Origin of the sequence: Streptomyces sp. NPDC051322, from assembly GCF_040689485.1 — a bacterium.
Lineage (GTDB): Bacteria > Actinomycetota > Actinomycetes > Streptomycetales > Streptomycetaceae > Streptomyces.
This window is the reverse complement of the sequence record NZ_JBFBAK010000007.1, coordinates 112115-136054: the sequence shown is the minus strand read 5'-3', so window position 1 is coordinate 136054 and position 23940 is coordinate 112115. Positions and strand designations below refer to the sequence as shown.

Genomic DNA, 23940 nt, shown 5'->3' with positions numbered 1-23940 from the left:
ACTCGCCGTCAGGCGGGCCGTTTCAGCACGGTCAGACTCCGCCCGATGAGAGCAATCCGGTCGCCGGCGTCCACCTTCGGCCCCTGGCCCGGCGGCACACCGTCCGGGCGAGCCGTGTCGACGACCACCTCCCACTGCCGGCCGTGGTTCACCGGCACCAGGAACTCGATCTCGTCGGCGCCGGCGTTGAACATCAGCAGGAACGAGTCGTCGGCGATCCGCTCGCCGCGGGTGCCCGGCTCCGAGATGGCGTTTCCGTTCAGGAACACCGTCAGCGCCTTGGCATGCGCGGCCTGCCAGTCGCGCTGCCCCATCTCGCCGCCCTCGGGCGTGAACCACGCGATGTCGGAGAGCTCGTCGTGGGTGCCCTCCACCGGGCGGCCGTGGAAGAAGCGCCGGCGTCGGAAGACCGGATGCTCCCGGCGCAGCGCGACCATCGCACGGGTGAAGTCGAGCAGGGTGCCCGCACCGTCCGCTTCCGACCGTCGTGGCCCGGGTTCGGGCCAGGCGACCCACGCCAGCTCGCTGTCCTGGCAGTAGGCGTTGTTGTTGCCGTGCTGGGTACGGGCGAACTCGTCGCCGTGGCTCAGCATCGGCACCCCCTGCGAGAGCAGCAGGGTGGCCATGAAGTTGCGCATCTGCCGGTTCCGCAGTTCCAGCACCCCGGCGTCGTCGGTGTCACCCTCGGTGCCGCAGTTCCACGACCGGTTGTGGCTCTCACCGTCCCGGTTGTTCTCGCCGTTCGCCTCGTTGTGCTTGTCGTTGTACGCGACCAGGTCGTGCAGGGTGAAGCCGTCGTGACAGGTGGTGAAGTTGATGGAGGCGAGCGGCCGCCGTCCGTCGTCCTGGTAGAGGTCCGAGGAGCCCGTCAGCCGGCCGGCGAACTCCGCGAGGGTGCGCGGTTCGCCGCGCCACAGGTCCCGGACGGTGTCGCGGTACTTGCCGTTCCACTCCGTCCACAGCGGCGGGAAGTTCCCCACCTGGTAGCCGCCCTCGCCCACGTCCCACGGCTCGGCGATCAGCTTCACCTGGGAGACCACCGGGTCCTGCTGGACCAGGTCGAAGAAGGACGAGAGCCGGTCCACCTCGTGGAACTGCCGGGCCAGGGTGGCCGCGAGATCGAAGCGGAAACCGTCCACGTGCATCTCGGTGACCCAGTAACGCAGCGAATCCATGATCATCTGCAGTACGTGCGGGGACCGCATCAGCAGGCTGTTCCCGGTGCCGGTGGTGTCCATGTAGTAGCGGGGATCGTCGGTCAGCCGGTAGTACGAGGCGTTGTCGAGGCCCCGGAAGGAGAGCGTCGGGCCGAGGTGGTTGCCCTCCGCGGTGTGGTTGTAGACCACATCGAGAATGACCTCGATCCCGGCCTCGTGCAGCGCCCGCACCGCCTGCTTGAATTCGAGCACCTGCTCGCCGCGGTCACCCCATGAGGCGTAGGCGTTGTGGGGGGCGAAGAAGCCGATGGTGTTGTAGCCCCAGTAGTTGGACAGTCCCGCGTCGGCCAGCCGGTGGTCGTTGACGAACTGGTGTACCGGCATCAGTTCCAGCGCGGTGATACCGAGCTCGGTCAGATGTTCGATGACGGCCGGATGGGCGAGCGCGGCATAGGTGCCGCGCATCTCGTCCGGCAGGCTCGGATGAAGCATCGTCAGGCCTTTGACGTGCGCCTCGTAGAGCACCGTCTCGTGGTACGGCGTGTGCGGCAGCCGGTCGTCGCCCCAGTCGAAATACGGGTTGACGACCACCGAGGTCATCGTGTGCGGAGCCGAGTCCAGGTCGTTGCGCGAGTTCGGCCTGCCGAAGTGGTAGCCGTACACCGATTCGTCCCACTTGATCTGCCCGCTCACCGCCTTGGCGTACGGGTCCAGAAGCAGCTTCGCCGAATTGCAACGTTGCCCGCTCTCCGGCTCGTACGGCCCGTGCACCCGGAATCCGTACCGCTGACCGGGCATGATCCCGGGCAGGTAGGCATGGCGTACGAAGGCGTCGGTCTCCCGGAGTTCCACCGCCGTCTCTGAACCGTCGTCGTGCAGCAGGCACAACTCGATTCGGTCGGCGGCCTCCGAAAAGACCGCGAAATTGGTCCCGGCGCCGTCGTACGTGGCGCCGAGGGGGTACGTCTGTCCCGGCCAGACCTGCATGGAGAGGACTCTTCCACATTCGGCCGCCCGTGATGCCTCTCAGCGCGTCCCCGCCACGAACCACTATGAATCGCCTCACCCGCGAGGAAGCTCCGTCTCCGGAACGGGCCGCAAGACGGCATGAGTTGAGAAATCAGCCTGTGCATCGGGCTGCACCGCCTCCCACGCTCGGAGTACCCTTCCTTGATCGTTGCAGGGGGACCGAAAGGCGGTACGCGGGTGGGCTCGGGAGGGCTGGAGCTGACCCCAGGTGACCCAGGTCACGACGGGGGCTCCACAGACGTCCCACCCGGAGCGGTCTCTCTCGCCCGGCCGATGGAGATAGGGGCCGAGCTGGACTGGGGTGCGGACGCCTGGAACGAGGTGCGCACGCGCGCCCAGCGGGCCGGGCGGGCGTATATCTGGCTCAACCTCGTGGAGCAGCGGCTCCGCGCGGTGGTGGCCGCTGTGCTGCGTCCGATCTATGAACCGGTGCACGGCGACGACTGGGTGGTCGCGGCCGCGGGACCGGCCGGCCAGGAGTGGGTGCAGCGTGCGGTGGCCGTGCGCGAGGTCTCCCGCCGCAAGGGCTATCTGCTGGACCCGGCGGACGACAACGTCCTCAGCTTCCTGACGCTGCCGCAGCTGCGCGAGCTGATGGTGCAGCACTGGCCGTGCTTCGAGCCGTATTACGACGACCGGCGCGACGTGGAGCTCGCCCTGGACGAGCTGGAGGTCACCCGGAACGTCGTCTCCCGCAACCGCGCCCTGTCCGAGGCCGTCCTGGCGCAGGCCGAGCGTGCCTCCTCGCGGCTGCTGAACATCCTGGGCGCCGGGTCCGGTGCCCCCTCCGCGGACCGGCTCCCGGTGGACGCGGTGGAGGACCTGGTGGGCGACCGCTACGCGGACGTCATCAGCGTCCACCCCGACCGGGTGCGGCTGCAGCGACAGATCCCCGCCGAGGACCTGTTCGGCGGCGCGCGCCGGCTCGACGCCATCGGGATAGGCCTGAACCTGCTCGTGCAGAACTTCTCCGGCCGCCGGCTGGTCAGGCTCGCCGAGTCGGGCTGCCGGGTACGGCTGCTGTTCCTCAACCCGGCGAGCAGCGCCGTCAAACGGCGGGAGCGGGAACTGGGGCTCAAGAAGGGCGAACTGAGCCGCACAGTGGAGATGAACATCCTGCACATGCGACGGGTGCGGTCCCGGCTGCGGGACCCGGGCGCCTTCGAGATCCACGTCTTCGACGAGACCCCGCGGTTCATGGCCTGCCTGGTCGACGGCGACGGTGCCGACGGCCTCGCGGTGGTCCAGTCGTATCTCCGCAAGGCTCGCGGGATGGAGGCACCGGTGCTGGTGCTGCGCGGTGGCAGCCGGGCGGTGGTCCGGCACGGCCAGGATTCCGAGCACGGACTCTTCGAGACCTACCGGGACGAATTCGAGTCCGTGTGGACGGACTCCCGCCCCGTCTCCTGAGCCCGGCTCCGCGTTGTCAGTGGCGCGTGCGAAGGTGGTCCTCACTTGGGGGACGCACCACGAAGGAGGGCCGCCATGAGCTGGCATCGGGGACCGCTGGTCGGCTTCGACCTGGAGACGACGGGCACGGATCCGCTGGAAGCGCGGATCGTGACCGCAGCGGTCGTCAGCAGGAAGGACGGCAATCCGTCAGAACAGCGGGAATGGCTGGCCGATCCGGGGATCCTCATCCCCGCACAGGCCTCGGCGATCCACGGCATCAGCAGCGAGCGGGCGGTGGCCGAAGGCAGACCGGTGCCCGAAGTGGCCGACGAGATCGCCCGAACGCTCACGGGGTACTGGGCACAGGGGATCCCCGTCGTCGCGTACAACGCGGCGTTCGACCTGACCCTGCTGACTGCCGAGCTGCACCGGCACGGACTGCCTTCGCTGAGCGACCGGCTGGGCGGCCCGATCGGTCCGGTCATCGATCCGCTGACCATAGACCGGGGGGTCGACCGGTACCGCAAGGGCAAGCGGACCCTCGAAGCGGCCTGCGCGGAGTACGGCGTGGTGCTGGACAGCGCGCATCAGGCAGCGGCCGACGCGTTGGCGGCGGTGCTGGTGGCGATCGCGATAGCCGAACGGCACGCCCATGTCGCCGCACTGGCCCCTGCCGAGCTGCACCGCCACCAGATCGAGTGGTACGCCGAATGGGCGACCGGTTTCCAGGAGTTCCTGCGCAGCAAGGGCAACGCGGACGCGGCGGTGGAGACGGCCTGGCCGCTGCGCGCGGTGGCGTCAGCCGTTCGACCGGGGGCATGAGCGGCAGAAACGACCCGGCGACTCAGACGGCACGGGCAGTGCGGACGGGGCGTCTCAGAACGGATACCACCGCACCGTGGGATCGCTGTCGCGCAGGGAGGCCACCCGGCGGCGGAATTCGGCCGGCGCCGCGGGATTGCTCGGCGCGTGCTGCGCCACCCAGGCGCAGCTCGCCGTCTCGCGCGCACCGCGCAGGACCGCGCAGCCTTCCCACTCGCGGACGTCCCAGCCGTAAGCGCGGGTGAAGTCGTCGTACGCCTGTGCGGGCAGACCGTAGCGGTCGCGGGCGAGGGCCATGACGACCAGGTCGTGTTCACGGAAGTCCGAAGAGAACGTCTCCAGATCCACCAGCACGGGGCCGTCGGAGGTGACATGGACGTTACGGGGGAGCGCATCGCCGTGGATCGGGCCCGGCGGCAGAGCCGGCGTCAGAGCTGCGGCCGCGGCGGCGAAACCGTCCCGGCGCGCACGCAGAAAGTCCGCATCGGTCCGGTCGATGGCGTCCCCTGCCAGCCGCAGCCAGCGCTCGACGCCGCCGAGCAGTTCGCGCCGGGGAAGCGGGAAGCCGGGGGATGGGAGCGTGTGGACGGTGCGCAGCAGGGCCGCGAGGTCGACAGGCTCCGCGGGGCGTACGGCATCGGGCAGCCGGTGCCAGAGGGTGACCGGGTAGCCGTCGACCAGTCGCGGCGTCGGCTCGGCCGCCCGGACCGCGGGGATCCCGGCCCCGGCCAGCCAGCCCGCGACGGCCAGTTCGCGCTCGGCCCGCTCCAGCAGCTCGGCGTCCCGGCCGACCTTGATGACGAGGTCCCCGGCGGCGAACACCGCGTTCTCACCGAGCGTCAGCAACTCGGCGCCCCGCGCCAGCCCTGCCGCAGCCAGTACGTCCCTGGCCCTTGCCTCGTCCATGTGGTGTTCTCCCGCCGTCGATGGAACCGGGCAAGTCTCGCATCCCACCGGACCGCACGGACCGGGACACCGGCGGAGCCACCAACACCGGCAGACCAACACCGGCCGGCCCACCAACACAGGCGGGACCCACGAACACCGGCGGGCAGCCCGGCCCATGAAGGTCGAACTGCCCGCCCGGTTCAGGAATCCCGCCCGGTTCCGGCCGAAGTGACGGTATGCGTCAGACGCGGACCCGTCGCGGGTCGTCGTCATCGTCCGGGACGACCGGGGCGACGGCCGGGGGAACTGCGGCTGCCGGCGACGGCTCGGCGTATGCCGACTCGTCGTGGGTCAGGTCCGGCAGCCACCGCAGCCACGTCGGCAGGTACCAGTTGCGGTCGTCGAGCAGTGCCATGACGGCCGGAAGCAGCACCCCCCGGATGATCGTGGCGTCGATCAGCACGGCCGCGGCCAGGCCGACGCCCATCTGCTTCATCGACTGCATCGACAGCGTTCCGAAGATCGCGAACACCGCCACCATGATGATGGCCGCGCTGGTCACCACGCCGGCCGTGGTGACGACACCGTGCTGGATGGCGTCCTTGGTGTTCCTGCCCTGCATCCGTGCCTCGCGGATCCTGGACACCACGAACACGTGGTAGTCCATCGACAGCCCGAAGAGGATCACGAACAGGAACAGCGGCAGCCAGGAGATGATCGCGCCGACACCCTCGGCGCCGACCAGCGAGGCGCCCCAGCCGTGCTGGAAGACGGCGGTCAGAATGCCGTACGCGGCGCCCACCGACAGCAGGTTGAGCAGGATCGAGGTCACGGCGATGGTCAGCGACCTGAAGCAGAGCAGCATCAGGATGAAGGCGAAGGCGACCACGAAGATGAAGACCGGGACCACCGCGCCGACGATCTGGTCATTGAAGTCCTTCGAAGCGGCCACGTTGCCGGTGACCGGAGCCCGGACGCCGTCGACCTTGCCCAGGGTGTCCGGGCGCACCGTGTCCCGCAGCAGTTGCAGGCTCTTCTCCGCCTTCTTCTGGTCCGAACCACCCACCAGCGGCACGTCGATCACCGCGACGTTCTGGTTCCGGTGCAGGACGACGTCCACCGGGCCCTGCGAGGCACCCGAACCGACCGCCTGCCGACGGAAGTCGGCGATCGCCCGGCGCACCGGTGCCGCATTGATGTCATCGGCCTTGACGACCACCTGTGCGGGGTCGGCGCCACCGGGGAAGGCGGCGTTGAGCCTCTCGTAAGTGCGGACGATGGAGAGCTTGTTGCCGAACTCCTGGTCCAGCGTGAGGTTCTGGGTGTGCATCCCCAGGGCGGGCAGCGCGATGGCGGCGAGTGCGCCCGCTGCCACGATGATGGACGCCTTCGGCCGCCGCAGCACACCGCGGAGCACGGCACGCCAGACGCGGCTCTCGCCCGACGGGTTGGTCCGGCCGCGCTTGAGGCGGTTCAGGAACGGCACCCTGCCCTTCTCGACCCGGTCGCCGAGCAGCGAGAGCAGCGCCGGCAGTACGGTCACCGAGCCCACCATCGCCACGGCGACGACCATCAGCGAGGCGAGGCCCATCGCCTGGAACTCGGCGATCCCCGTGAGCAGCATCCCGGCCATGGCGACACAGACCGTCACCCCCGAGACGACGATCGCGCGTCCCGACGTCGCCGCCGCGATCCGCATCGCGGTCCCGGCGTCGCGCCCCGCGGCCCGCTCCTCGCGCTCCCGCCGCAGGTAGAAGAGGCAGTAGTCGACACCGACCGCCAGACCCACCAGCAGCATCACCGAGTTGGCCGTGTCGCTCATCGGCTGGACATGGCTGACGACCGCCATCAGACCCATCGTGGCGATGATCGCGGTGATCGCGAGGGCCACCGGGAGCAGTGCGGCGACCAGCGCACCGAAGGCGATCAGCAGAATGCCGAACGCGACCGGTACGGCGGAGTACTCCGCCTTCTGGAAGTCGCTGCCGAAGGCGTCGTTGAAGGTCTTGCCCATGCTCGCGCTGCCGATCTCGTCGATCCGCAGCTGCCGGTGCTCGTCCTGGACCTGCTTGACCGCCTTGATGACCGGCTCGACCCGGTCCGGCGCGGTGTCCGAATCCCCCCGCATCTTGAACTGCACCAGCACCGAACGCCCGTCCTTGGAAATGGACTTGGTGTCGTACGGCGAACTCACCGACTGGGTCCTGCCGGTGTCCTGTACGGCCTTCATCACGGCGTCGACCGTCTGCCGGAACTCCGGGTCGGTGGCCTTCACCGTCCCACCGGACGCCTGGATGAGTACCGTCTCGCCGGCCGGTTCCTTCAGGCCCGCGTCATCGATGATCTGTGCGGCTTGTCCCACTTCGCCGGACAACTGGTTGCTCTCGGTGACGTCCACCCGGCCCGCGGCCGAGCCGAGGCCCATCGAGAGGACGACGAAGAGCACCCAGATCCCTACGGCCGCCCACCGGTGCCGGGCGCTCCACCCGCCCGCCCGGGCGGCGATCCCCCGCACCCGCGTACCGCGTGTATCGCCTCTGTCCCCATTCCCCATGACGGGCCTGCCCCCTCCGGCACGATGGCGGCACCGTGCCGTCATCTCCACCTCGAAGGTATGGCCGTGATAAGCGGCTCTCGTCGTGCTGTTCGGTGAACCGGCGGACCGTTCCGTCCTCCTTGCGGAGTGGGTGTTCCCCAGGGAGCCGCATGTTGGTCCCTTACACGTAAAGGGCCCGGTGGTGCGGCCGACTATGTTTCCTCACATGGAGATCACCTACGCGGCACTGCTGCGCGGCATCAATGTGAGCGGGCACAAGCGGGTGCCCATGGCGGAACTCAGGGCACTGCTCACCGAGCTGGGCCACCGGGATGTCCGTACGCACCTCAACAGCGGCAACGCCGTCTTCAGCAGCGAGTCGACCGACCAGGACGAGCTGGCGGCCGGCCTGGAGAGGGCCATCGAGAACCACTTCGGATTCAGCGTGCCCTGTCTGGTGCGTGACGGACGCTATCTGCGGGCGGTGGCCGAGGCATGTCCGTTTCCGGCCGCCGAGTTGGCGGGGAAGCAGCTGCATGTCACGTACTTCTCCGGCCCCGTCGACCCCGAGAGGTACGCCGCGATCGATCCGGAGGCCTATCTGCCCGAGGAGTTCCGTCTCGGCGACCGGGCTCTCTACCTGTACGCACCCGACGGTCTGGGGCGCTCCAAGCTGGCGGAGGTGCTGAACAGGCCCGCTGTGAACAGAGGTATCACCGGCACCTCCCGCAACTGGAACACGGTCGTCAAGCTGGTGGAGATGACCGGCGTCAGCGCGGGCTGACCCGCTCCGCACGGGCCGCCCAGCGGCCCTCCGTGCGGGTGATCAGCACCGGGTGGTCGAAGCATTTGCTGACCTGGTCGGTGGTGAGTACCTCGTCGGCCGGTCCGGACCCCAGACACTGACCGCCGCGCAGCAGCATCGCATGCGTCGTCGAAGCGGGCAGCTCCTCCAGGTGGTGGGTGACCAGCACCGTCGCCAGCTCCGGATGCTCACCGCGCAGCGTGTCCAGACTGCTCAGCAGCTGCTCGCGCGCCGCGAGATCCAGCCCGGTGGCCGGTTCGTCCAGCAGCAGGAGACGCGGGCTGGGCATCAGCGCCCGGGCGATCAGCGCCCGGCCGCGCTCGCCCTGGGACAGGGTCGGCCAGCGGGACCCGGCCTTGTCACCGCCCATACCCAGCATGGTCAGCAACTGCTCGGCCCGCGCGACCTGCTCCGCCGTGGGCGACCAGCGCGGGACCGGTTCGATGGAGTTGGTCAGCCCGGTGAGTACGACCTCGCGCACCCGAAGCGGCGAATGCAGCGGGTGGCGGGGGTTGATGTGCCCCAGGTGGGAGCGGAGTTCCCGCAGGTCGACCCGGCCCAGCGTGCGCCCGAGGATCTGTACGGTCCCGCGCGTCGGATGGGTCACCGCGCCGAGCAGCCCGAGCAGGGTGGACTTGCCCGCACCGTTCGCTCCGAGCAGTGCCCAGTGCTCCCCGCTGCGTACGGTCATCGAGACCGAGTCGAGCAGCAGATTGCCGTCCCTGACGACATCGACGTCGTCCGCCCGGATCACCACGGTGCTCACAGGTCGTTCAGCTCCTTCATGTCGTTGCCGGGCGTCGGCAGCAGAGCTGGTGAGCGGTGCAGCAACGTCAGTGAGTCCCGCCGATCGACGGGGATGGTGTGCGGAGCGGTGCAGCCGAGCCTACCTTCATGCCGGAAGCCCCTCAGTCGACGGGTATCCGACTGAGGGGCCATGGCCGCCGGCTCCGCGGCGGGGCATCAGGTCTTCTTGAGCTCCTTGAGATGGGCGAACACAACCACATTGGCGCCGTAACCGGTCTTCGGATCGAAGTGACCGCCGCAGGTCAGCAGCCGCAGCTCCGGTCGGCCGTTGTCGCCGTAGACCTTCGCGTCGGGGAAGTCCTTCTTCTTGTACGTCTTCACCGAGTCGACGCTGAAGACCGCCGTCCGGTCATCCGCGCGCGTGATGTTGATCAGGTCGCCCGGGTGCAGGGCGTTGAGATTCAGGAAGATGGCGGGACCCGTCCGGGTGTCCCGGTGCCCGACGATCACCGCTGTCCCCTCGGCGCCGGGGCTGGGGCCGTCCCGGTACCAGCCGACCTCGTGGGGCTTGCTCATCGGCGGGGTGTTGAGCTGTCCCTGCGGGTTGAGTTCCAGACCGATGACCGGAGCTTCGATCACCAGGGCCGGAATGGCCAGCTTCGTCGGGGCCGTCGGCGGCAGCGGGGCAGGTTTCGAAGCCGCGGACGGCCCGGGGTGCGGTGCGCTCCCGGCACTGGCGACCGGCCGACCGGCGGGCGCATCATCGCACCCCCGGACGATGCCGGTCACCAGTGTCAGAGTCACCGTTACCGTGATGGAGAGGCGGCAGGCCCGACTCGGTCCCCGTCGGCGGCGGTGGGGCGGGTTACGCCGCACCATGGGCGCGGCGGCGAGCCCGGCGGACGAAGATCAGTCCGGCTGCTCCGAGCGCACCTGTGACAAGCAGCGGTCCGACAGGCGAGCCGCTGTCAGCGGTGTTCTGGATGTCGGGAACCCCGCCGCCGCCGGCGTGCACCGCGCCGGACGGCCTGCCGTTGTCGCCGGCTTGCCACTCGTGGTCGCCGCCGGCCTGCCACTGGGGCCTGTCGTCGTGTCCCGGGTCGTGGGTGCCGGCTTCCGGGCAGTCGACCTTGAAGCTCTTCGGGACGGCGCCGGGGGCGGTCCAGGTGAGCTGGTACTGGCCGTTGGGAAGAGCAAGGTTCGTCGTGGTCCCGGTGCCGTTCAGCACCGGAAGGCTGCTCACCAGGGAGGGCAGGTTCGGGTTCGGTGGGGCGGGATGAATGGTCCAGGGGATCGTCGCCAGCTCCGGCGCGAAGTTCGCTGCGGCGAGGTTGAATCTGCAGACCGTGGTCTCGTCCCGGGTGTCGGTCGCGGGGGTTCCGGGCTTGTGGATGCGTAGCTCACCGCTGTCGCCGGGAGCGGCAGCAGCGGACGTCGCTCCCACCAGAGAGATCCCCGTGAGTGCCAGAGCGGCGAGCGCAGCCATGCCCGTGCGGATGACGGGGGAGTGGGTGGAGGAGGTGGTGATCACGCGGGGCTCCTTCAAGCCGAGATGATTGTCGTACAAATCACTGCTATCTGACTGCATGTCACAAGCACGGCCAAAAGCGAAGGAAGCGGGATGCATGTTCAGCGAATAGGCCCCATTCGGCCGAGCGAGGGTTCGCCACCACCCCTCCGAGTGCCGGTCCGCGCTGATCGGACCGGCCTATGCTGGACACGTGCCGATCTCTTCCCGATCGGCTGCCCTGACCTGCGGGTACAGCTAGGGAGTCGCGGTGCGCCACATCATCATCGGAGCGGGAGCCGTCGGCGGTGCCATCGGCGGCAGGCTGGCGGAGAGCGGCAGCGAAGTGCTCCTGGTGGCCCGTGGCGCCCACTACGAGGCGCTGCGCGACCATGGCCTGCGGCTGGTGACCCCGCAGGGCACCCGCACCCACCGGCTGCCGGTGGCCGAAGGGCCGGAAGCGGTCGAGCTGCGCGCCGACGACGTCCTGGTCCTCACGGTGAAGACCCAGGACAGCATCGCTGCCCTGGACGCCTGGGCCCCGCGCGAGGTGGCCGGTACCGGTGGTGCCACCGCGGGTGAGGTACTGCCGCTGGTCTGCGCGCAGAACGGCGTCGAGAGCGAACGGCTGGCGCTGCGGCGCTTCAGCCGGGTGTACGGCATGTGCGTCTGGCTGCCCGCGCACTTCCTGGAACCGGGGGTGGTCGTGGCCGACTGCGCTCCGCTCACCGGACTGCTGCACATCGGCCGTTACCCGTCGGGCCTGGACGAGACCGCCCGGAGCATTGCCGGGGCACTGGAGAAGGCACCCTTCGAGGCGCCGGTCGTCCCGGACGTGATGCGCTGGAAGTACGCCAAACTCCTCGCCAACCTGGGCAACGCGCTGCGGGCGGTGTGCGGGACGTCCGGAGGCGACGCCCGGGCGGAGCTTCTGGAGCGGGCCGTGGCCGAGGGCCGGGCCGCCTTCGCGGCAGCCGGCATCGAGGCCGTGAGCGACGAGGAGCAGCGGGAAGCCCGGGGACACAAGGTCGATCCGCAGCCGCTGGAAGGGCATCCGCGTGGTGGCGGCTCCTCCTGGCAGAGCCTCAGCAGGGGCACCGGCACGATCGAGACCGACTACCTCAACGGCGAGATCGTGCTCATCGGCCGGGCACACGGTGTACCCACACCGGTCAACGCGGTGTTGCAGCGGGTGGCCGACGAGTTCGCCCGTGATCGGCGGCCCGCGAGCTCGTTGCCGTTCGGCGAACTGGCCGCGCGGGTGGGCGGACCGGTGCCTCAGGCGGTCATCGCGAGGGGGAGCGCCGCGCGCGACTCGTCGTAGCGGGTGAGCAGCACCCGCGCCAGGTCCGCCGAGGGGCCGAGCACCCGGGCCAGTACGTCGGCGCCCGCCGCCCGGGCGCCCGCTTCGATGCGGTCGGGGAGGCGGCCCGGCGCGATGACGTACGGGGCCACCGCGACACGGTCGACGCCGGTCGACCGCAGCTCCCGTACCACGTCCTCGGTACGGGGCAGAGCAGCGGAGGCGAACGCAGGCCGCACGGCGCACCAACCGGTGTGCCGCAGCTCCCGCGCAATTTCAGCGATCACTGCGATCGCCTCCGGGTCCGTGGAGCCCGCCGAGGCCAGTACCAGCCCGGTCGAGCGTTTGTGGGCGGGGGTGAGCCCCGCCTCGTACAGCCGCCGCTCCAGCGCCGCCAGCAGCAGCGGGGACGGGCCGAGTACGTCCGCCTGGCGGATCCGCAGCCGGGGCGGAGCCTGGCGCAGTACGGCGGGGATGTCCGACTTCGCGTGGAAGGCGCGGTTCAGCAGCAGCGGCAGCGCCACCACGTCCCGGACGCCCTCCGCGGCCAGCCGGTCCAGTACCTGCGGGACCGCGGGGGCGTTGAACTCCAGGAAGCCGGTCTCCACCCGCACCCCGGGCCGCAGCGACCGCACGCGCCGGGTGAGCGCGTGCACGGTCGCCGCGTGCCGGGGATCGCGGCTGCCGTGGGCGATGACCAGCAGCACCGGACGGGGGTCGTACATGGCGGGCCTCAGCTCCTGACCAGCAGGCCGCGGGTGCGCAGCACTCGCCGTTCGAGCGGACTGAAGATGAGCAGGTCGATGGCGATGCCGACGATCAGGATGAGGAAGATGGCGAGGAAGACCATCGACATGCTGCTGGTCTCCCGGCCCTGTTCGAGCAACTGGCCGAGGCCCACGCCCAGATCGGGCGACGAGGCGATGATCTCGGCCGCCATGAGCGACCGCCAGGAGAACGCCCACCCCTGCTTCAGTCCCGCCAGGTAGCCCGGCAGTGAGGCGGGAAGCACCACATGCCAGGTGCCACGGAGGCCGGTGGCACCCATCGTCCGGCCGGCCCGCAGGTAGAGCGGCGGCACCTGATCGACACCGGAGACCAGGCCGTTGGCGATCGAGGGGACCGCGCCCAGCAGGATCACCGCGTACATCATGGTGTCGTTGAGCCCCAGCCAGATCACCGCCGGCGGCACCCACGCGACGGACGGCAGCGACTGCAGACCCGAGAGGATCGGGCCGATGGCGGCCCGTACGAACTTCACCCGCGCCACCAGCAGGCCCAGCGGCGTCCCGATGACCAGGGCCAGCAGGAAGCCGAGCAGGCCGCGCGAGACGCTGGTCCAGATGTAACCGAGCAGGGTGCCCTGCAGCCAGGCGTCGGTCACTTCGCCCCACACCTGGGACGGCGCCGGCAGCTTGTAGTCGTCGGTGACATGCGCCCAGATGAGGAGCTGCCACACCACCAGGACCAGCACCACCGCGATCGCCGGCGGCAGCACCTTGCGCACCAGCACCTCGCGCACCGGCACCCGGTCGATCCGTACCGTGTCCAGGGCGTCCAGGCCCGCTTCGAGGCCGGCCAGTTCGTCGGCCTTGACGTCAGTGTTGGCCATGGCGGCGGATCTCCCCACGCAGTTGTTCAGTGATCTCCACCGAGAGCTCGGCCACCGCGGTGTCCTCGATCCGGCGCGGATGTGGAATGTCGACCGTCCACTCGTGGGCCACCCGGCCCGGTCGCGAGGACAGCAGGACCACCCGCTCGGCCAGCCGCACCGCCTCCCGGACGTTGTGGGTGACAAAGAGGACGGACACGCTGGTCTCGCTCCAGATGCGGGTCAGTTCGTCGTGCAGCACATCCCGGGTGATGGCGTCCAGCGCCGCGAACGGCTCGTCCATCAGCAGCAGTTGGCTGTCCTGCGCCAGCGCGCGGGCCAGCGCGACCCGCTGCCGCATGCCGCCGGACAGCTCGTGCACCCGCTTCCCGTACGCCCCGTCGAGGCGTACCAGACCGAGCAGCCGCTCGGCCTCGCCGCGCCGGTCGGATTTCGGCGTGCCCCGCAGCCGCAACGCCAGCTCGATGTTCTTGCCGGCGGTCAGCCACGGGAACAGCGCGTGCTCCTGGAACATCAGCGCGGGCCGGCCCCCCGGGGTCTCGATGGACCCCGTGGTCGGCCGGTCCAGCCCGGCGACCAGATTGAGCAGGGTGGACTTGCCGCATCCCGACGCCCCCAGCAGCGTGACGAACTCGCCGGGCGCGACATCGAGGGTGATGTCGTCCAGGACGAGCTGCTGCCCTGCGGGTCCGCCGAAGGACTTCGACACGTGCTCGATACGGGCCGCGTGCGTCACCGCGGCGCGGTCGTCGGCCTTGGCGAGTGCGGTTGCCATGGTCGTCACCTCCTGGGAACAGAACGGGGATACGGGTTACTTGACGCCGAGGCCGGCGTCGGAGACGGCGGGCTGTCCGGCGGCCTTGAGCACCTTGTTCAGCGGCTTCAGGTCGTAGATGCCCTTGAGGTCCGGCTTGTCGAGCAGACCGGCCTTGACCGCGTGCGCCGCCTCGGTGTTGAGGGTCGCCGCCAGCGGATCGTCGGTCGTCTCGATGGACTTCCACGCCGGGTCCAGGACATCGGCGGGCAGCCCCTTGCCGGAGAGCTTCTTCAGCGCCGCGTTGGCCGCCGCCTTCGCCTCCTCCGGATGGGCCTTGATCCAGGCGTTGGTCTTCACCGAGCCGCGCAGCACCGCCTCGACGACGTCGGGGTGCTCCTTGAGGAACTTCTGCGACACCACGATGTTCGTGATCACGAACTTCTTGTCCGGCCACAGGCTGCTCTCGTCGAGCAGCACCTTCGCGCCCCGCTGGACCAGCCTGGAAGCGGTCGGCTCCGGCACCCAGGCCCCGTCGATGGAACCCGAGGAGTAGGCGTCCGGGGTCACCTTGTTGTCCGTACGGACCACGGAGACGTCACCCTTGCCGCTGTTCGCGTCGACCTTCCAGCCGCGGTCGGCGATCCAGTTGAGGAACGCGACGTCCTGCGTGTTGCCGAGCTGCGGGGTGGCGATCTTCTTGCCCCTGACGTCGGCCAGGGTCTTGATCTTCTTCGGGTTGACGACCAGCTTCACCCCGCCGGACGCGGAACCGCCGATGATCCGCAGGCTCTTGCCCTGGGACTGCGTGTAGGCGTTGATGGCCGGGGAGGGGCCGATCCAGCCGATGTCGATCGAGCCCGAGTTGAGCGCCTCGATCTCGGAAGGGCCCGCGCTGAAGGTCGATGCCTTGAGCTGTGTTCCGCCCAGTTCCTTCTGCAGCAGACCCTCTTGGTCGCCGACCAGCGCGGTGGCGTGCGTGAGATTCGGGAAGTAGCCGATCCGCACCGTGTCGGCGGAGAGCTTCTTCGCCCCGGCGGCGACCTGGGCCTTTCCCGTCTCGTTCTTGGCGGCCTGGGATCCGTAACCGCAGGCGGTGAGCGCCACGGCCAGCAGCGGGAGGGCGGCGGCGACGGCGAGGCTGCGGCGCAGCCGGCCAGGGCGTGGCGGGAGGGTGGCAGGCACGGGAGGTCTTCCTCTCGTTGGCCCGGGTCGGGGCGTCCGTCAGGGCGCGGCCGGGCAGTCGGCAGGTCTTCGTCGGTACGGGTACGGCGAGCGGGGCTTCCGGGCGCGCGGGCAGTGCGCGTACGTCAGAGCGCACATCGCGCCACCCCGCCCTGCCCACTGCCCAGGACCCCGCTGCCGATCCGGCCGCCCTCCTTCGCGAAGGTGCCGTAGATGTCGAAAATGTCGAGGGACACGACTAGAAGTCCCATCCCGCTTCGTCCTGCGCCGGCACCGCTTCGGCCACGGCCTCCGCCGTGACGGCGAAGGCGTCGCCCGCCATGCCGGCTGCCAGCGTGGTGCCGTCGGCCGGGTCGATCAGCAGGAAGGAACCGGTACGGCGGGAGTCGGCGTAGGCGTCGAGCGCGAGCGGCTCCGCGGTGCGGATGACGACCCGGCCGATGTCGTTGGCGACCAGCTGCCCGGGATCCGGGTGCTGGGAGAGGTCGTCGAGGGTCAGCCGCGACGGGATGTCCTTGACGATCGCCTTGACCGTACGGGTGGTGTGCTTGAGCAGCACCCGCTGACCCACCGCGAGCGCCGAGTCGGCCACATGGCAGACGGTCGCCAGGACGTCCTGCGTCGGCACCGGTGCGTCGCCGCTCGGTGCGATCAGATCGCCGCGCGAGATGTCCAGGTCGTCGGTGAGCCGCACGGTCACCGACTGCGGGGCCCAGGCGATGTCCGCGCTCTTCCCGAGCACGTCGATCGCGGCGATCGTGGACGTACGGCCGGAGGGCAGCACCGTCACGGCCTCGCCGACACGCAGCGCGCCCGAGGCGATCTGGCCCGCGTAACCGCGGTAGTCGGGATGCTCGGCGGTCTGCGGGCGGATGACGTACTGGACGGGGAACCGCGCATGGCAGTGGCTGAGGTCGTGACTGGAGGGCACCGTCTCCAGGTGCTCCAGGACGGTCGGACCGCCGTACCAGTCCATCCGGCCGGACGGCGTCACGACGTTGTCCCCGGCCAGCGCCGAGATCGGGATGGCGGTGATCTCCGGGACGCCCAGCGAGGCGGCGTACGCGGTGAACTCCTCGGCGATGGCGGCGAAGACGGGCTCCGCGTAGTCGACGAGGTCCATCTTGTTGACAGCGAGTACGACGTGCGGGACCCGCAGCAGCGCGGCGACCGCGGCGTGGCGGCGGGTCTGCTCGACGACCCCGTTGCGGGCGTCGACCAGTACCACGGCGAGCTCGGCGGTGGAGGCACCGGTCACCATGTTGCGGGTGTACTGCACATGACCGGGGGTGTCGGCGAGGATGAACCGGCGGCGGGGGGTGGCGAAGTAGCGGTAGGCGACATCGATGGTGATGCCCTGCTCGCGCTCGGCACGCAGCCCGTCGGTGAGCAGAGCCAGGTCGGGGGTCTCCTGACCGCGGCCCGCCGAGGCCAGCTCGACGGCCTCCAGCTGGTCGCTGAGGATCGACTTCGAGTCGTGCAGCAGCCGCCCGACGAGGGTGGACTTGCCGTCGTCGACGGAGCCCGCGGTGGCGAATCGCAGCAGCGTGGTGGCCGACGATTCCTCGGCCGACTGGACGGTACGTGTGGTCATTTAGAAGTACCCCTCGCGCTTACGGTCTTCCATGGCGGCCTCGGACATCTTGTCGTCGGCGCGTGTCGCACCCCGCTCGGTGAGTCGGGAGGCGGTGATTTCGGTGATCACGGCGTCCAGGGTGGTGGCCCGGGAGTCGACGGCGCCGGTGCAGGACATGTCGCCGACGGTGCGGTAGCGGACCTGGCGGGTCTCGACGCTCTCGGTCTCCTTCGGGCCGCCCCACTCGCCTGCGGTCAGCCACATCCCGGAACGCTTGAAGACCTCACGCTCATGGGCGAAGTAGATCTCGGGAAGCTCGATCTGCTCACGCTCGATGTACTGCCAGACGTCCAGCTCGGTCCAGTTGGAGATCGGGAAGACCCGCACGTGCTCGCCGGGCGCGTGACGGCCGTTGTAGAGCTGCCACAGCTCGGGGCGCTGCCGGCGGGGGTCCCACTGGGAGAACTCGTCGCGGAGCGAGAACACCCGCTCCTTGGCGCGGGCCTTCTCCTCGTCGCGGCGTCCGCCGCCGAAGACCGCGTCGAAGCGCTCGGACTGGATCTTCTCGGTGAGCGGCAGGGTCTGCAGCGGGTTGCGGAGCCCGTCGGGCCGCTCGCGGAGCTTCCCGGCGTCGATGTACTCCTGCACCGAGGCGACGTGCAGCCGCAGTCCGTGCCGCTCGACGAGGCGGTCGCGGATGGCGAGCACCTCGGGGAAGTTGTGGCCGGTGTCGACATGCAGCAGCGAGAAGGGCACCGCGGCGGGCGCGAACGCCTTCAGCGCGAGGTGCAGCATCAGGATGGAGTCCTTGCCGCCGGAGAAGAGGATCACCGGCCGCTCGAACTCCCCCGCGACCTCGCGGAAGATGTGCACCGCCTCGGACTCCAGCGCGTCCAGATGGCTGAGCGCGTACGGGCTGTCGGTGCCTTCTGCGCCTGCGGTGCCAGTGGCAGTGGTGGCGGGAACGGTCGTCATCGGGCGAGGCCCCTCTCGGTGAGCAGCGCATGGAGCGCGGCGGCGGACTCCTGCACGGTCTGCTGGTGCGACTCGATCCGCAGGTCCGGGTTCTCCGGCGCCTCGTACGGGTCGTCGACCCCGGTGAGCCCGGAGATCTCACCCGCCGCCTGCTTGGCGTACAGACCCTTCACGTCACGCTCCGAGCACACTTCGACCGGAGTGGCGACATGGACCTCCAGGTAGGCGGTGCCCGCCTGCTGGTGGCGCTTGCGGACCGCCTCGCGGCTGTCCGCGTAAGGGGCGATCACCGGGACCAGCGCCTTGACGCCGTTGGACGCCAGCAGTTCGGCGACGAAGCCGATCCGCTGGACGTTGGTGTGCCGGTCCTCGCGGGTGAAACCGAGACCGGCCGAGAGGAATTCGCGGATCTCGTCGCCGTCGAGCACCTCCACCCGGTGGCCCTGGCCGCGCAGCCGGTCCGCGAGTTCGTAGGCGATGGTGGTCTTGCCCGCGCTCGGCAGACCGGTGAGCCAGATGGTGGCTCCCTGGTCCGTCGTCATCTCGTTCTCCTCGTCCTTCTGAGCCCTGGTCATCAGCCGTGTCATCAGCCGTGCAGTCCGCACTCGGTCTTGTTCCGTCCCGCCCAGCGGCCGGCGCGTGCGTCCTCGCCCTCCTCCACCCGGCGGGTGCAGGGGGCGCAACCGATCGACGGGTAGCCGTCCATCAGCAGCGGGTTGGTGAGGACCCCGTGCTCGGCGACGTACGCGTCGACGTCGTCCTGCGTCCAGCGGGCGATGGGCGAGATCTTGACCTTCTGCCGCTTCTCGTCCCAGCCGACCACCGGGGTGTTCGCCCGGGTCGGGGACTCGTCGCGGCGCAGGCCGGTGGCCCACGCGCCGTAGTTCTTGAGCCCGTCCTCGAGCGGCTTGACCTTGCGCAGCGCGCAGCAGAGGTCGGGGTCGCGGTCGTGCAGCTTCGGCCCGTATTCGGCGTCCTGCTCCTCGACGGTCTGCCAGGGCAGCAGGGTGATGACGTTGACGTCCATCACGGCCGCCACGGCGTCCCTGGTGCCGATCGTCTCGGGAAAGTGGTAGCCGGTGTCGAGGAAGACGACGTCCACACCGGGGACGACGCGGGACGCGAGGTGCGCCACGACCGCGTCCTCCATGGAGGACGTCACGCAGAAGCGCTTGCCGAAGGTGTCCGCGGCCCACTTGATGATCTCCAGCGGGGACGCGTCCTCCAGCTCGCGGCCGGCCCGCTCGGCGAGCGTCTTCGGATCGTCGGTCTCCAGAGTGTTCGTCATATCCCGTCCCCTTCAACGTCTTCCGCGGAGTTGCGCTGGAGTCCACGGGCCAGCAGCCCGAGGAACTTCAACTGGAATGCGCGATTGCATGCCGCGCATTCCCAGGCGCCGGGTCCGCTTTCGTGGGGGCGCAGATCTTCGTCGCCGCAGTACGGGCAGAAGAACGGCGCGGCACGCTCGCTCACGAGAGCGCCTCGGCGGAGGCGCGCGCCGCCCAGGCGGCGAACCGCTCGCCGTCCTCACGCTCGGCCTGGAAACGCCTCAGTACCCGCTCGATGTAGTCCGGCAGCTCTGCCGATGTGACCTTCAGGCCGCGGACCTTGCGGCCGAAGGACGCGTCGAGGCCCAGGGAACCACCGAGGTGGATCTGGTAGCCGCCCACCTGGTTGCCGTCGGCGTCGGTGACCAGCTGGCCCTTGAGACCGATGTCGGCGGTCTGGATACGGGCGCAGGCGTTGGGGCAGCCGTTGATGTTGATGGTGATCGGCTCTTCGAACTCCGGCAGGCGGCGCTCCAGTTCGTCGATGAGGTCGCTGCCGCGCTCCTTGGTCTCGACGATCGCCAGCTTGCAGAACTCGATCCCGGTGCACGCCATGGTGCCGCGCCGGAAGGGCGACGGGGTGACCCGCAGGTCCATCGCCTCGAGGCGGTCGACCAGTGAGGTGACCCGGTCCTCCGGGACGTCCAGGATGATCAACTTCTGCTCGACCGTGGTGGACACCCGGCCGGAGCCGTGCTCCTCGGCGACCTCCGCGACCTTGGCGAGCTGCGAGCCGTCGAGTCGGCCGACCCGCGGGGCGAACCCGACGTAGAACCGGCCGTCCTTCTGCCGGTGCACGCCGATGTGGTCGCGCCACTGCTGGGTGGGCTGCTCGGGAGCCGGGCCGTCGAGCAGCTTGCGGTGCAGGTACTCGTCCTCGAGCACCTGACGGAACTTCTCCGGCCCCCAGTCGGCGACCAGGAACTTCAGCCGCGCGCGGTTACGGAGCCGGCGGTAGCCGTAGTCGCGGAAGATGGAGCAGACACCGGCCCACACGTCGGGGACATCGGCCTCCGGGACCCAGGCGCCGAGCCGCACGCCGAACTTCGGGTTGGTGGACAGGCCGCCGCCGACCCACAGGTCGAAGCCGGGGCCGTGGTCGGGGTGGACGACACCCACGAAGGAGACGTCGTTGATCTCGTGCGCCACGTCCAGCCGGGGCGACCCGGAGACCGCGGTCTTGAACTTCCGCGGCAGATTCGAGAACTGCGGGTCGCCGATGTAGCGGCGGGCGATCTCGTCCAGCGCGTGGCTGCCGTCGATGATCTCGTCCTCGGCCACCCCCGCCACCGGAGAGCCCAGCATGCCTCGCGGGGTGTCGCCGCAGGCCTCCGTGGTGGAGAGCCCCACTGCCTCCAGCTTCTGCCAGATCGCCGGCACGTCCTCGATCCGGATCCAGTGCAGCTGGATGTTCTGCCGGTCGGTGATGTCCGCGGTGCCGCGCGCGTACGTCTCGGAGACCTCGCCTATGACGCGCAGCTGCTCGGTGGTGAGCCGGCCGCCGGTGACCCGGACCCGGAGCATGAAGTACTCGTCGTCCAGCTCCTCGGGCTCCAGGAACCCGGTACGGCCTCCGTCGATCCCGGGCTTGCGCTGGGTGTACAGACCCCACCAGCGCATCCGGCCGCGCAGGTCCGCTCCGTCGATCGAGTCGAAGCCGCGCTTGGAGTAGATCGTCTCAATGCGTGTCCGCACATTGAGACCGTCGTCGTCCTTCTTGGTCTGCTCGTTGCCGTTCAGCGGGGTGAAGTGCCCCAGGGCCCACTGGCCTTCACCACGGTGACGGCTCACCTTGCGGCGGGGCGTGGCTGAAGCAGGTGTTTCCGGACTGGCGGCCATGGTGGTTCGTCCTTCTGTGGCGGCTCAAGGGGGCAACGGATCAGGCGGAAGGTACCCCTGTGACCTGCCCGTTCACGGCAGGACGCGGCGGCTGTGGGGTGCGTGGACCCAGTGGGATACTTCGCTCGTCCGCAACGACGGGGACGGCGGTGGAACGACGTGGCTGGTGTGGATCAGCGCGCCGGACAGATGGCGCTGGACATGCGGCCGAGGTCGACGTGGCGTCGACTAATCAAGGCAATTCCAGTTCCAGACATGACGGAAGCGTGTCACGGCGGTCTCGTGCCAGTCCACCACTATCCACTATATGGACGAGATGGTCCCGAATCGCGAGACGATGTGGTCTGGGTCACGCGCAAAGCAGGCAGGAGCCACGCCCGGGGCTACACTCCTGCCCCCGGCCAGGGGCCCGGAGTCTCGACCTCCGCTTCTTCTTCCGTCTCGGTCCTGAAGAGCCGGAAGCCGCGGCGCAGATAGTTGTCCATCGCGTAGCGCCCGTCCTTGCTGCAGGTGTGCACCCAGACCCGCTTCGTCGCGGGCCGCCCCGGCGTGCGGTCGGCCAGGTCCCACGCCCGCTGGACACCGCAGGTCAGCAGGTGGCCGCCGATCCGGCGCCCCCGGAAGGCCGGGAGCAGACCGAAGTACATGATCTCCACGGCGCCGTCCTCGTGCGGCGCGAGCTCCACGAAGCCGGCCGGGGTGCCCCGGTCGTAGGCCACCCAGGTCTCCGTGCCCGGCAGGTCCAGCAGTTCCTGCCACTGCGCGTACGACCACCCGAGCCGGTCGGTCCAGCGGATGTCGCCGCCGACCGAGGCGTAGAGGAACCGGCTGAACTCGGGCGACGCGACCTCGGCCCGGACGATCCGGATGTCGCCGTCCGGCGCGGCGGCCGGCCGCAGATCGTCGGGCGAGGTCTGTTCCAGGAACCAGGTGGTCACGGTGACGGTGCTCATGGAGGCCAGGCAATCATGCGGGGCCCCGGGACGTCACGGCGGCCGGCGTCAGCCTGTGGGCGGGCCCTGCCTGCGTACTGCGGGGGCCGTCGAGTGCGGGAGCAGATCCGCCGGGTGCTCGGGGCGGATCACCCGGACCTCCACCCCCTCGGTGAAACGGTACGGACGGTGTGCGAGCACCTCGGCCAGCCGGCGGCGGACCCGAGACATCTCGGCGCGCACCGTCACCGTCCGCGTCGGATCGTCGAACAGGTCGCCGGCCAGCTCGGCGGCCGTGCGGCCCTCGGGATGCAGGCTCAACACGTACAGCAGCTCCGCGTGGCGCGGTGTCAGCTCCTGCGTCCAGTCACCTGCCGGCCCCGACACGGTCACCGACCAGCGCCGCCGGCCACTCAGGTCGAGCACCACCTGTCCGGCCCGTGCCCCGTCAGCAGCGCTGTCGTCGTCCACCCGGATCAGCCAGCCGCCGGGCAACTGCTCCACTGCGCACATTCCCAGCGACGGCAGCCACATCCGGCCCGCCGCGAAGGACTTGGACAACGGCAACCGGCCGACCGGGGGCATCCCGGTCACCGCCGCCGGCCAGCCGTAGACGTCCACCGCGAGGGCCCGGCCGCCCACCCGGCTCAGGATCGGCGACGCCACCGAGCGGAGCCGGTCGACCGAGGCCAGATGCCGGTTGCGCAGCTCCGCGGCGGCCAGCCGGGCCACCGAATCGACCAGCGCCAGCAAGGACGGGTGGAACGACGAGTCGGGCCCGCTGACATCGATCACACCGAGCAGCCGCCCGTCCCGCGGGTCATGGACGGGCGCGGCCGAACAGGTCCAGTTGTGCAGGGTTCGGACGAAGTGTTCCGCCGAGTGCACCTGCACGGGCCGGCCGGCTGCCAGCACGGTGCCGATCGCATTGGTGCCCGCGGACTCCTCGTTCCAGGCGGCGCCCTCCTGCAGGCAGATGCCGTTGGCCCGGCGGATGACCGCCTTGTTGCCGTCGCGCCACAGCACCCGGCCCTCGGCGTCGGTGACGACCACGATCTGCCGCGAGGCGTCGGCGGCCGAGCGCAGTCCCTCGCTGAGCGCCGGCAGCACCTCGCCCAGCGGGGTGGCTCTGCGACGGTGCTCCAGATCCTCCCTGCGCAGCAGTGCGCTGCTGGTGCCCCCGTCGGGATCGACGCCGATCCGCAGCATTCGCTGCCAGGAGGCATCGATGACGGGACGCGGCGCCGTACCGGAGCGGTCGCCCGACAGCGCTGCTTCATACAAGCCGTGCAGGACGCGCGCCGTCTCCCGGGTGTGCGGAGCGGTCGGACCAGCGGTATTCGCGGCTCCGGTCCTCATCAGGTCTCCCGGCTTCCTTCTGGGCAGCTTCCTTCCGGGCGGCTTCTTTCCGGGGCGGCTTCCTTGGGGATGGTGCGCGGACCGTCGAGGTGCCGTGGTTCATGGTGCATCCCCGACGGCCGCGATGCACGGCACTCGGCAGATCCGGTCCGGCCGCTTTCTGTCCGCTCCCGGTCCGCCTTCTACCGTCCGAA

23 protein-coding genes are annotated in these 23940 nt (G+C 70.0%); 4 read left to right on the top strand and 19 right to left on the bottom strand.

What is annotated here, in order from left to right; all coding sequences use genetic code 11:
- Window positions 1–8 precede the first annotated feature (8 nt).
- Window positions 9–2144, bottom strand: a complete 2136-nt coding sequence (glgX, locus tag AB0436_RS18055) for a glycogen debranching protein GlgX (RefSeq protein ID WP_366468865.1) — start codon at window positions 2142–2144, stop codon at window positions 9–11.
- A 219-nt stretch (window positions 2145–2363) separates the two neighbouring features.
- Between glgX and AB0436_RS18050 the strand changes: the two genes are divergently transcribed.
- Window positions 2364–3596 (top strand): SAV2148 family HEPN domain-containing protein, encoded by a 1233-nt coding sequence (locus AB0436_RS18050; RefSeq protein WP_366468864.1) that lies wholly within the window; start codon window positions 2364–2366, stop codon window positions 3594–3596.
- Between the two features lie 75 nt (window positions 3597–3671).
- Window positions 3672–4400 carry a 3'-5' exonuclease gene (locus AB0436_RS18045; protein ID WP_366468863.1) on the top strand — a complete coding sequence of 243 codons (729 nt, stop codon included), beginning with the start codon at window positions 3672–3674 and terminating at the stop codon, window positions 4398–4400.
- Between the two features lie 54 nt (window positions 4401–4454).
- Here AB0436_RS18045 and AB0436_RS18040 read toward each other — a convergent pair whose 3' ends face one another.
- Both AB0436_RS18040 and AB0436_RS18035 read right to left on the bottom strand, forming a co-directional pair.
- Window positions 4455–5306: an aminoglycoside phosphotransferase family protein gene (locus AB0436_RS18040; protein ID WP_366468862.1), complete on the bottom strand. Its 852-nt coding sequence runs from the start codon at window positions 5304–5306 to the stop codon at window positions 4455–4457.
- 223 nt (window positions 5307–5529) lie between these two features.
- Complete coding sequence (locus tag AB0436_RS18035; protein WP_366468861.1) at window positions 5530–7842, bottom strand: MMPL family transporter; 2313 nt, start codon at window positions 7840–7842, stop codon at window positions 5530–5532.
- A gap of 208 nt (window positions 7843–8050) precedes the next feature.
- On the opposite strand from AB0436_RS18035, the gene AB0436_RS18030 reads away from it, so the two are divergent.
- Entirely contained in the window at window positions 8051–8608 is a 558-nt protein-coding gene (locus AB0436_RS18030; RefSeq protein ID WP_366468860.1) for a DUF1697 domain-containing protein, read from the top strand.
- On the opposite strand, the gene AB0436_RS18025 is transcribed toward AB0436_RS18030, so the two are convergent.
- The 3 genes from AB0436_RS18025 to AB0436_RS18015 all read right to left on the bottom strand — a co-directional run bounded on the left by AB0436_RS18025 (window position 8595) and on the right by AB0436_RS18015 (window position 10907).
- Window positions 8595–9395 carry an ATP-binding cassette domain-containing protein gene (locus AB0436_RS18025; RefSeq protein WP_366468859.1) on the bottom strand — a complete coding sequence of 267 codons (801 nt, stop codon included), beginning with the start codon at window positions 9393–9395 and terminating at the stop codon, window positions 8595–8597. The genes AB0436_RS18030 and AB0436_RS18025 overlap by 14 nt on opposite strands.
- Before the next feature lie 197 nt (window positions 9396–9592).
- Window positions 9593–10192: a class F sortase gene (locus AB0436_RS18020; protein ID WP_366469113.1), complete on the bottom strand. Its 600-nt coding sequence runs from the start codon at window positions 10190–10192 to the stop codon at window positions 9593–9595.
- 49 nt (window positions 10193–10241) lie between these two features.
- Window positions 10242–10907, bottom strand: a complete 666-nt coding sequence (locus AB0436_RS18015) for a hypothetical protein (RefSeq protein WP_366468857.1) — start codon at window positions 10905–10907, stop codon at window positions 10242–10244.
- A gap of 247 nt (window positions 10908–11154) precedes the next feature.
- On the opposite strand from AB0436_RS18015, the gene AB0436_RS18010 reads away from it, so the two are divergent.
- Window positions 11155–12207 (top strand): 2-dehydropantoate 2-reductase N-terminal domain-containing protein, encoded by a 1053-nt coding sequence (locus AB0436_RS18010; protein WP_366468856.1) that lies wholly within the window; start codon window positions 11155–11157, stop codon window positions 12205–12207.
- Here AB0436_RS18010 and AB0436_RS18005 read toward each other — a convergent pair.
- From AB0436_RS18005 to AB0436_RS17945, 13 genes are all read right to left on the bottom strand, one after another.
- On the bottom strand, window positions 12162–12911 hold the full coding sequence (locus AB0436_RS18005; protein WP_366468855.1) for a sirohydrochlorin chelatase: 750 nt from the start codon (window positions 12909–12911) through the stop codon (window positions 12162–12164). The genes AB0436_RS18010 and AB0436_RS18005 overlap by 46 nt on opposite strands.
- 8 nt (window positions 12912–12919) lie before the next feature.
- Window positions 12920–13798 (bottom strand): ABC transporter permease, encoded by an 879-nt coding sequence (locus tag AB0436_RS18000; RefSeq protein WP_366468854.1) that lies wholly within the window; start codon window positions 13796–13798, stop codon window positions 12920–12922.
- The gene (locus tag AB0436_RS17995) at window positions 13785–14573 is read right to left on the bottom strand and encodes an ABC transporter ATP-binding protein (RefSeq protein ID WP_366468853.1); all 789 of its coding nucleotides are present in this window, start codon (window positions 14571–14573) and stop codon (window positions 13785–13787) included. The genes AB0436_RS18000 and AB0436_RS17995 overlap by 14 nt, the downstream gene beginning before the upstream one ends.
- A gap of 36 nt (window positions 14574–14609) precedes the next feature.
- The gene (locus AB0436_RS17990) at window positions 14610–15737 is read right to left on the bottom strand and encodes an aliphatic sulfonate ABC transporter substrate-binding protein (RefSeq protein ID WP_366468852.1); all 1128 of its coding nucleotides are present in this window, start codon (window positions 15735–15737) and stop codon (window positions 14610–14612) included.
- A 238-nt stretch (window positions 15738–15975) separates the two neighbouring features.
- Window positions 15976–17331 carry a GTP-binding protein gene (locus tag AB0436_RS17985; RefSeq protein WP_366468851.1) on the bottom strand — a complete coding sequence of 452 codons (1356 nt, stop codon included), beginning with the start codon at window positions 17329–17331 and terminating at the stop codon, window positions 15976–15978.
- Window positions 17332–18288: a sulfate adenylyltransferase subunit CysD gene (gene cysD / locus AB0436_RS17980; RefSeq protein ID WP_366468850.1), complete on the bottom strand. Its 957-nt coding sequence runs from the start codon at window positions 18286–18288 to the stop codon at window positions 17332–17334.
- Complete coding sequence (gene cysC / locus AB0436_RS17975) at window positions 18285–18863, bottom strand: adenylyl-sulfate kinase (RefSeq protein WP_366468849.1); 579 nt, start codon at window positions 18861–18863, stop codon at window positions 18285–18287. Before cysC ends, cysD begins: the two co-directional genes overlap by 4 nt.
- Window positions 18864–18874: 11 nt before the next feature.
- Entirely contained in the window at window positions 18875–19576 is a 702-nt protein-coding gene (locus AB0436_RS17970) for a phosphoadenylyl-sulfate reductase (protein ID WP_366468848.1), read from the bottom strand.
- The gene (locus tag AB0436_RS17965) at window positions 19573–19761 is read right to left on the bottom strand and encodes a hypothetical protein (protein WP_365851158.1); all 189 of its coding nucleotides are present in this window, start codon (window positions 19759–19761) and stop codon (window positions 19573–19575) included. The genes AB0436_RS17970 and AB0436_RS17965 overlap by 4 nt, the downstream gene beginning before the upstream one ends.
- Window positions 19758–21455, bottom strand: coding sequence for a nitrite/sulfite reductase (locus AB0436_RS17960; RefSeq protein WP_366468847.1), 1698 nt, complete (start codon window positions 21453–21455; stop codon window positions 19758–19760). The genes AB0436_RS17965 and AB0436_RS17960 overlap by 4 nt, the downstream gene beginning before the upstream one ends.
- Window positions 21456–21628: 173 nt before the next feature.
- A complete protein-coding gene (locus tag AB0436_RS17955) occupies window positions 21629–21712 on the bottom strand; it encodes a putative leader peptide (RefSeq protein WP_365851468.1) in 84 nt (27 codons plus the stop codon).
- A gap of 126 nt (window positions 21713–21838) precedes the next feature.
- Entirely contained in the window at window positions 21839–22408 is a 570-nt protein-coding gene (locus tag AB0436_RS17950; protein WP_366468846.1) for a GNAT family N-acetyltransferase, read from the bottom strand.
- A 48-nt stretch (window positions 22409–22456) separates the two neighbouring features.
- On the bottom strand, window positions 22457–23746 hold the full coding sequence (locus AB0436_RS17945; protein ID WP_366468845.1) for a GAF domain-containing protein: 1290 nt from the start codon (window positions 23744–23746) through the stop codon (window positions 22457–22459).
- Window positions 23747–23940: the final 194 nt, after the last annotated feature.